Origin of the sequence: Ohtaekwangia sp., from assembly GCF_036568665.1 — a bacterium.
Lineage (GTDB): Bacteria > Bacteroidota > Bacteroidia > Cytophagales > Cyclobacteriaceae > Ohtaekwangia.
In genome coordinates, this window is sequence record NZ_DATCSD010000154.1 from 25,144 (window position 1) to 34,062 (window position 8,919).

An 8,919-nucleotide genomic window follows, 5' to 3' on the forward strand; every position below is an offset into this window, starting at 1 on the left:
ATACTATATAGCGTGTTGACTAAAAGATTGAACGGAACAGCAGGAACAACGTGCCTGATAATACAATCACCACCGGCAGCGTAAGCAACCAGGCCATGAGTATATTTCGAACGGTATCGGCCTGCAGGTTCTTAACGCCTTTGCTCGCCACCATACTACCCGCTATACCCGAAGAGAGCACGTGGGTTGTACTTACCGGCAATGACCAGTACGTTGATACAGTAATGGTAGTGGCTGCAATAATTTCTGCGCTGGCACCTTGTGCGTAAGTCAAATGTTCTTTACCGATCTTTTCACCAATCGTTTTTACAATACGTTTCCAGCCGATCATTGTTCCCATCCCTAACGAAAGGGCGATCATAACAATTACCCAGCGTGGTGAGTAGTCGGTAATAGATTTTACAGACTTCAGCTCGTCTTTTAAAATCTTCTTGTCAGTTTCACTGATGCGCAGTTCGGGTTTCTCCACCAGGCTTTTCAGATGGCGATCGATCAGGAGTATATCTTTGCGTACTATAAAGCGATCTGTTTTCCTGATAGCCTCTACCGATGGAGTACTGTTTAACTGCGTGATGAGTGCATGGGTCATCGTTTGTGTAGCCGTAAATTTCTTGTGATCAGGATCGGAGAGAGGAGAAGGATCAATGGTGTTGATCACCGTTTCGATACGCTGCAGTGACGGTGTTAATGTATTCGGTGCTATATGTGAGTTCAGTGCAAAGTAGCTTGGCACTATACCGATCAATATCAACATTACCAGGCCTACACCTTTTTGTCCGTCATTGGATCCGTGCGAAAGACTTACACTTCCACAAGTAAGGATCAAAAGTATGCGAATTACCAATGGAGGAGGTGCATTCTTCTTGGGTTCTTTAAACAGGCTATCGCCATAATCCGTTTTCTTGGTAAGATTTCGGATGATGAACATCAGGATAATCGTAAGCGAGAAACCAACGATAGGAGATACCAGCAACGACAACCCGATGTCTTTCGCCTTGTCCCAGTTCACAGCGGCTTCGCGCGAATCAGGAAGCAACGAATAGGCTATACCTACACCGAGTATAGAACCGATCAGCGTGTGCGAGCTCGAGCAGGGTATACCAAAATACCAGGTGAGCAGGTTCCAGAAAATAGCACTGAGCAACAGCGCCATCACCATCGATAAACTATGAGCGATGTTCTGATCCACCAGCGATTCCACCGGCAGCAGGTTTACAATACCAACAGCAACACCCACCCCGCCAATCAATACCCCGGCAAAATTGCATAGACCGGAATAAATAACGGCCGTCCAGGGCTTTAGCGAGTTGGTATAGATTACAGTAGCCACTGCGTTGGCAGTGTCGTGAAATCCATTGACGAACTCAAAACCAAAGGCAGCGATAAGACACAGGATGAGCAGGATAGAGTAGGATAAATCTAATTCAAACATAAAAGTTGAAATTCGGGCGCAATCTAAGCTGATTTCAAACACCCATTGTTACCTCTATGTTAACTTTTTTAATTCAAAATCTTGCAATCGTCTTGAATCATTTTGATAGTCAGGTTGTTAAGAGGCGTTTGAAAAAGTAAGGATTGTTAACAGAACCGTCCCAACGCCTGCCTGCATATGCCGGTCGAAGGGGGCTGCGCGACTTCTTTGGGAAAACGGAATTTATAGTATCTTGACGCTATTACAACCTATGACGGAGTTGACTATTGCCGGGGAGAATTTCAGCCTGCATGCGCACAAGGCGATGTATTGGAAAAAGCATGATGCCCTGCTGCTGGCCGACCTGCATCTCGGAAAGGTTAATCATTTTCGTAAGGCCGGTATACCGGTGCCCTCTAAGGCCAACGACCGGAACCTGGAGATGCTGATCGAGCTGCTGCAACAGGTAAAGCCCGCGCGTCTTATTTGCCTGGGCGATCTGTTCCATAGCCACTATAACCAGGAGTGGGAAGTATTCGGTGAAGTGATCAAGCATTTTAGTCACGTATCATTCGAACTTGTGCTGGGCAATCACGACATTATGAGTGAGCTGCAGTATACCCGCAAGGGAATTATAGTACATGATGAACTGGTGCTCGATCAATTTATACTCACACACCATCCGATGGAAGAGATCGATGCCGCGCAGTATAACATGGCCGGCCACGTACATCCGGGAGTACACCTTCGTGGCAAGGGCAGGCAGGCCATAACGCTGCCTTGTTTTTACTTTGGAAAAAATCACGCTTTGCTGCCGGCCTTTGGGATGTTCACAGGATTGGCCCGCATTCAACCGAAAAAAGATGACAGGGTGTTCGCCATCGTAGAGGATAAAGTGATTGATGTTAGTATTTTGGGCAGCGATCGCTGAACGAGGCACGCGCTATATATTTCGAAGCGAAGTAATTTATGATGAAAAAAAATATACTCACTCTCATGCTGCTGGTATATATCCTGGCAGCCAACGCTCAGGATACTACACGCCTCTCACTGCTTTTTGTAGGTGATATTATGGGGCACGATTCGCAGATAGCAGCAGCCTATAATGCTGCAACAAAGAAGTACGACTATACCAGTTGCTTTCAATACGTAAAGCCCTATATCGAAAATGCAGACCTTGCTATAGGTAATCTCGAAGTAACCCTCGCGGGTCCTCCTCATAAAGGATACCCGCAGTTCAGTTCGCCCGATGCACTGGCCCAAACGTTGAAAGCGGTTGGCTTTGATGCGTTGGTAACGGCCAACAATCACTGCGTAGACCGTGGCAGGAAAGGACTTGAACGTACTGTGATGATGCTGGATAGTTTAAAGATTCCGCATACCGGTACATTTGTAGATACCGTCAGTCGCATGAATGATTACCCGTTGCTATTGGAGAAGAACGGATTCAAACTCGCGCTGCTGAATTATACCTATGGCACCAATGGCTTGCCGGTATATAAACCCAATATTGTAAACCGACTGGATACAGCCACGATGCACAAAGACCTGCGCAAAGCCAAAGAGTTCAGGCCCGATGTAATTATCGTATTTACCCATTGGGGAATCGAGTATCAAAGTCTTCCGTCACGCGAGCAGAAATTACTTACCGAGTTTTGTTTTAAACATGGCGCCCAACTGGTGATCGGTGCACACCCGCATGTGATCCAACCCATGGAGTGGAGAAAAGATCAGAACCAGTTCGTGGCCTACTCACTGGGTAATTTTGTATCCGGACAACGGAAGCGCTATACGGACGGAGGCGCGATGGCATACCTCGAATTACAAAAGATAGCCTATACCCCCGACAGCGCAACAACAACCATTGACAGCGCAGCCTACTACCTGCAATGGGTACAGCGCACCAGCGGTGTCAATAAAGGTTACTATATTTTGCCTGTTCCGAATGTTGAGCAGGATTCCATCACGATAAACGATGCTGCAGCCAAAGCAGCTTTCAAAGTTTTTACAGACGATTCGCGGTTGTTGTACAGGAAGTATAACAAAGATGTAGCAGAGGGTAAAACCGCTCCTGCACCCTTGAGCACAACCGAAGCGAGTACACCCGAAGGTATACTTCGAAGAGAGGAGTAATATTTGATTTTTTATCAGTGGTGTCAGGTGTTCCCACCTGACACACAGGAAAGGAAAGTAATTCCCTGCTTGCTACTAAGTATAGCTTTCCTTTCGCAGATCAGTCGGGTGGGAACACCCGACTGCACTCAAGAACCAACTTCAGGTTAAATATATACTATATCTATACTATCTCCTTCTCCGTTTCATCTTCATCTTCTTGGGAGCGGACGGGCCACCACCGGAGTTGAAGATGAGTCCGATAGAAAACTCGAGGCCGGTAAAATCAATTTTAGCCTGTGCGTAGTCAACCTGTTTTGTTTCGAGTGTGGTGTTGCCACCGGTATAAGAACCTTTTAGCGGGAACCTGGATGCGCCCATGAGGTAATTGGTTTCGATCGATACACCTACCTGGCTCGTTACATATACTGTTAACTCTGCGCCATAATGGTAGCCCCATCCCGGTTTATTGCTAAAGGTAAGATCGCTGTTGGCCACCTGCCAGTTCTCGTATGTGCGTATAGCGCGATCGAAGTTGCCGTAATTTATTTTCTGATCGAATCCATGAAATCCAAATACACCACCCTTTATATCAAACTCTACATTTTGTCCTTGCAGTTGAATAACCAGTTCTACCGGAACAAAGATGGTAAAGTTCGGGCCGACCAATGGCTTTGTACTCTCGAACGGAAGATCTTTTATATTCAGTCCCGACATACGGTATAGCGATGCGCCCGTCTCCAAGGCGAGAAAACGATTTATGTTAAAGCCCAATCCACGAATAGAAAAAGGACTGATGGGAGTTGAGAAGGATCCGTTCTTCGGAAGAAAATACGAGAAGGAGAGGCCGAACTCCTGCGCGTGTGCGACTGTTACGCTTAGAAAAATAACAGCCAGTAAAAATACTTTTCTCATAGAGGAATGCATTTGGTAAATCTCAGCGAATCTATACTATATGTGTATCTATACTATACCTAGCGCTTGTTGTAATCGCTGAACAACATTTGCTGGTAAGCTTTGCTCAGTTCCAGGTCATGCTCGGTGGCACCTTCTTTCTTCAGGAACTGCTTGCCCGGGTTATCGTAGATGATCAGTTTATCGGGCATCACAAAACCGTAGCCGTCTGTAAAGAAGAACGAAGCAAACGGCACAACCTTGTTGCCCATCATGTTTTTACTGAAAACAAAATCGGTAGAAGGCTTGTCAAGTTGCGCCAGCAAAGTGTTGGCTATATCTGTTTGCCCGCCCATCGTATGAATGATAGTATCTTTCGTGATCGGTCCACCGAGCATTAATAGCGGAATACGGAAACGCTCACGGCTATATAACGATTTGTTGCCGGGATGGCGATGACCATGATCGCCCGTAATAATAACTACTGTATTATTCCACCACGGTTGTCGCTTGCAGGCGCGTATAAAATCGCCCATACTTTTATCGGTATAATGAAAAGCGTTGAGGAATAAAGATTCTTCATCCTGCCCTTTGATATAGGGCTCCATTGGCACATCAAACGGTTCGTGACTGCTTAATGTTAATATAGCTTTGAAGAACGGAGCACGTGTAGTATCCAGCTCTTGCAGGGCTTTTTCAAACATATAGTGATCGTGCACGCCCCACTTGGATGTATTGAGCTGGGCAGGGAAATCATTCATCTCCGTGATGTGTTCAAAACCACTGGTAGTAATAAAGGAACGGAAGTTCGCGAAGTTAACATCACCACCGTAGATGAAAGAACTTTTATAGCCCAGCTTCTTCATGAAGTAGTTCAGGTAAGCCAGTCGTTGTGTCTTGGCGGGATACTTGATGATAGATGTTTGAGGTTGTGCCGGGTAGGCACTGAGTATACTGATCAGTCCTTTGTCGGTACGATCGCCACTGGCATAAAAGTTATCGAACAATATACCTTCATGACAAAGCTCTGTAAAGTTGGGGCATAAGCCTTTTACACCACCCAGTGGTTCTACTACATCGGCTGTAAAACTTTCTACAATGATGAGTATAATATTGGGGCGCGTTGCATTCCAAAGTTTTGCCGTAGAGTCGCTGGCAGGATATAGCGAAGCGAAAAGCTGTTGTGTTTTTTCTTTCTCGAAGAAATTTTCCGGATAACTGCCTTGCGCGCTCTTGCGGATGCTATAGATAAAATTCCAGAGTACATTGATCGCTGCGTGATTGGCATAGGCTTTTGTTTTATGAAAGTATGCATAGCCCGTGTTCATCGGGGCAACACTAAAGCTGCCACGGATGGGAAGGAACATTAATCCCGAAGCCGCCAATAGTATAAATGCTGATTTTTTCTGTGGAGCCGGGGTAAGTATAGCGGTGCGCTTGCTGATAGTATATATATAGATCCATCCGGCCAATCCCGTGATGGCAATCCAGATCAGTATACCTTTTATTGCCACCCACGGACTGATACTGCCCAATGCACCCGAGCCCATATAGAAGAACGGAGTGTTGTTGATACGAAAACCCCAGTGCCGGTATAATTCCATATCGATCACCACCACCAGCGAGGCAAGCACCATCAGCGTCAGGTTGGTATAGGTGAGTGTTGCATGTACCCATCGTCCCGGTATAACTGCGGAGATGGTGAGCATCAATCCTGAAAGTGCCAGCAGGTAACCCGTCATACTTCCATCCATGCGCAGGCCGTGCAGCATAGTCTCGATAATTTCGAGCGCAGTAAGTTGAGCGGTAAGGTCATGGTTATACGCCAGAAAAATTCCGCGTATCACAATCATATATCCCAGCCAGTAGAGTATCAGTAAAAGAAAAATCCAAAGCCGTGCACGCATATCCTGAATATGATCCGCAAAGATAATAGCTGCTTACTTCTTCAATAATTTATCTTAACATTAACACATAAAAACCAAACGGTACCAACCTGTGAGAAAATACATTCCCTTCGTGCTGGCGCTGCTGATGCTGGCACAATGCAAGCGGCAAGAGCCTGCTGATCTGGTAATTAAAGGCGGCCCGATCTATACTATGGATGCTGCACATCCGCAGGTGGAAGCCGTTGCCGTAACGGGCGACAAGATTGTTTTTGCCGGATCAGAAAAAGATGTTACCCGTTTTACCGGTGAGCACACACGCATAATCGATCTGCAAGGTAAAACCATGATGCCCGGATTTATAGAAGGCCATGCGCATATGATGGGCGTTGGTTACAACGAACTGAACCTCGACCTGATGAACGTGAAGAACTTTGACGAGATCATCGAAAAGGTAAAGGAAGCCGTGAGTAAAGCAAAGCCCGGTCAGTGGATTGTTGGTCGCGGATGGCACCAGGATAAATGGGATGTGAAGCCCGACAAGTTGGTGAAAGGATTTCCGTTACACAACAAACTTAGTGAAGTATCGCCCGATAACCCGGTGTTCCTGTGGCATGCCAGCGGTCATGCTGCATTTGCCAACGCGAAGGCTATGGAAATTGCCGGAGTATCCTTGCTGTCAAAAGAAAATATACAAGGTAAAAATACCGATGGCGGAGAGATCATTCGCGATGAAGTTGGCAATCCTACCGGATTATTCAACGAACGTGCCATGACGTTGATATCAAGTCATATACCACGCCCTACAGCAGAGACCGATGCACAGGCTCTTGAGCTTGCTATACAGGCATGTCTGCGCAACGGCATTACCAGCTTTCATGATGCCGGTGTAAGTCGTGAGAATATAGATCTATACCACCAGTTTAAAAAAGATGGCAAGCTTAATGTGCGCATGTATGTAATGCTTACCGGGTGGGATCGCGATCTTATTTATGAATGGTTCAAGAAAGGTCCGGAGATCGATTCAGCAAATATACTTACCATACGTTCAATCAAATTGAATTGTGATGGTGCATTGGGTTCACGTGGAGCATGGTTACTGGAGCCCTATACCGATCGTCCGGGATTTTCGGGGATGGCTACCTTATCGATGGATACTGTTATGGAAACTGCGCGCGAAGCGTTGAAGTACGGCTTCCAGGTTTGCTCGCATGCTATAGGAGATCGCGCCAATCGCGAGATACTCGATCGCTATGAAATTGCGTTCAAAGAAAATCCTTCGGTAAAAGATCATCGCTTTCGTATCGAGCACGCACAGCATGTCGATCCTAAAGATTTACCACGCTTTGCTGCATTGGGAGTAATTCCTGCGATGCAGGCTATACATATGTCGTCCGACAGACCGTGGGCGATTGAACGACTGGGAGAGAAGCGCATTAAAGAAGGTGCCTATAAATGGCAAACGTTATTGAAGTCGGGAGCAAAGATTGTGAATGGCACCGATGCACCAGTGGAGCCGGTAAATCCTATACCTTGCTTTTACGCTTCTGTTACACGCAAGACATTGAAGGGCGAACCAGAAGGCGGCTATGAACCTGAAGAAAAGATGACACGCGAACAGGCATTACGTTCCTATACTCTTGATGCCGCGTATGGCGCTTTCGAAGAAAAGATCAAAGGCTCCATAGAACCCGGAAAGCTCGCTGACTTCACTATATTTACACAAGACCTCATGACCGTACCTGAAGCAGATATACTCAAAACCCAAGTAGCAATGACGATCGTGGGAGGGAAAGTGATGTTTAGTCGTTAATGCTTAAAATTGAATATCTAACAAAGAACACCGATCAACGAATGACGAAGTGGAGGATACATTAAGCTTTACACTTTGTGCTTTTAGCTTGCATTTTTTTTCTGCGTTAATCTGCGCGATCTGCGGGAAACAAAATGCATTCATCTGTGTAAATCTGTTCCCGATAGCTATCGGGATGTGGGAAACATTTGCATTTGAAATCGAACAAAAAAACAAATCACTGATCATTTTCCCCGGGCTGTGGCAAAGCCGCAGGGTCGTGACCAGTGAAATGTTCGAGTAAAGATTAAAGCAACGGTAACTATAGATCAATTATGGAATACGCTGTTGTATTGCATAAACGATTTTCCTGATTGATATACTTCATCGGGCTGTATATCTACGGCATATACTGCCTGTGCTTCCGGTAATTCCGGTTTCTTATAGTTTACGAGCGACTCGATCAGTATAAACGGGTCGCAGTAAAAATGTACAGTTCTCATTTGTCCGTCCATGCGTGTATAGGATGATGCAAGCTCAAACTCCAATAGCGTTTCCAGGTGAGGTATCTGTAAGTCAAGTGTTGATATATACTCTGCGAACCGTTCGGCATTTGCAAAGATGAAAAGCTCGGAAGGATTGACAGAGCAGTAATACCGAAGCATGGCGTTGAACTTTTCACTGCCCACAGAGAGCTTGATAAGCCGGCATGTCATCTTGAGTGTGCTCAGTATAGCAGAGGCACGAAATTCAAACACCAGGTCTTTGATCACTTCTATACCTTTGTCTTGCAGGAGCAGCGAAGTTTGTGAATGTTCTTCCGG

7 protein-coding genes are annotated in these 8,919 nt (G+C 45.9%); 3 read left to right on the forward strand and 4 right to left on the reverse strand.

Annotated elements, in window-relative coordinates:
• Window positions 1-19: 19 nt before the first annotated feature.
• Window positions 20-1,432, reverse strand: a complete 1,413-nt coding sequence (locus tag VIN08_RS08930) for an inorganic phosphate transporter (RefSeq protein WP_331963367.1) — start codon at window positions 1,430-1,432, stop codon at window positions 20-22.
• Window positions 1,433-1,682: 250 nt separating this feature from the next.
• Between VIN08_RS08930 and pdeM the strand changes: the two genes are divergently transcribed.
• On the forward strand, window positions 1,683-2,342 hold the full coding sequence (gene pdeM / locus VIN08_RS08935; protein ID WP_331963370.1) for a ligase-associated DNA damage response endonuclease PdeM: 660 nt from the start codon (window positions 1,683-1,685) through the stop codon (window positions 2,340-2,342).
• Window positions 2,343-2,380: 38 nt separating this feature from the next.
• Window positions 2,381-3,544: a CapA family protein gene (locus VIN08_RS08940; protein ID WP_331963373.1), complete on the forward strand. Its 1,164-nt coding sequence runs from the start codon at window positions 2,381-2,383 to the stop codon at window positions 3,542-3,544.
• A gap of 168 nt (window positions 3,545-3,712) precedes the next feature.
• Here the strand turns inward: VIN08_RS08940 and VIN08_RS08945 are convergent, their stop codons facing one another.
• A complete protein-coding gene (locus VIN08_RS08945) occupies window positions 3,713-4,438 on the reverse strand; it encodes a hypothetical protein (protein ID WP_331963376.1) in 726 nt (241 codons plus the stop codon).
• Window positions 4,439-4,497: 59 nt separating this feature from the next.
• Window positions 4,498-6,324, reverse strand: a complete 1,827-nt coding sequence (locus VIN08_RS08950) for an LTA synthase family protein (RefSeq protein WP_331963379.1) — start codon at window positions 6,322-6,324, stop codon at window positions 4,498-4,500.
• 91 nt (window positions 6,325-6,415) lie between these two features.
• Between VIN08_RS08950 and VIN08_RS08955 the strand changes: the two genes are divergently transcribed.
• Entirely contained in the window at window positions 6,416-8,116 is a 1,701-nt protein-coding gene (locus VIN08_RS08955) for an amidohydrolase (RefSeq protein ID WP_414693262.1), read from the forward strand.
• A 308-nt stretch (window positions 8,117-8,424) separates the two neighbouring features.
• Here VIN08_RS08955 and VIN08_RS08960 read toward each other — a convergent pair.
• Window positions 8,425-8,919: hypothetical protein (locus VIN08_RS08960; RefSeq protein ID WP_331963382.1), on the reverse strand; the 495-nt coding region annotated here is incomplete at its 5' end.